1 protein-coding gene is annotated in these 362 nt (G+C 41.7%); it reads right to left on the reverse strand.

Going from position 1 to position 362, the window contains the following annotated elements:
- Positions 1-362, reverse strand: a 362-nt coding sequence (locus DSOL_RS27030; protein ID WP_170871643.1) for an EamA family transporter, incomplete at both ends; no start/stop codon positions are given.

The raw sequence follows: 362 nt of genomic DNA on the forward strand, positions 1-362 counted from the left end.
TGAACATGGGAGTGATGGCCATTTTTAGGTATTTCATTATCAGAATGGACGTGTGTATGGTGCGAGTCGTTGTGGTTATGCCTATGCTCGTGTTCCGTTGTTTCGTGTTCATGTAAATGTTCATGCTCTTCCTTGAACAAAAAGACTGCCCCAATAATCATGATAGGAAGAGCAAAGAAAAACAATGTGCCCTGGCTTTCTCTGAACAAGAGCAAAGATAGTACTGCTCCAACAAAAGGAGCCGTTCCGAACAAAGCACTTGTTCTAGCAGACCCTAGTTCTCTCATGGCTCGAATAAATAGTACGATACTCAGTCCGTAACTGAAATAGCCTAAGACCATTGCCATAAGAAGAAATTTGAA

The organism is Desulfosporosinus metallidurans, assembly GCF_001936615.1.
Lineage (GTDB): Bacteria > Bacillota > Desulfitobacteriia > Desulfitobacteriales > Desulfitobacteriaceae > Desulfosporosinus > Desulfosporosinus metallidurans.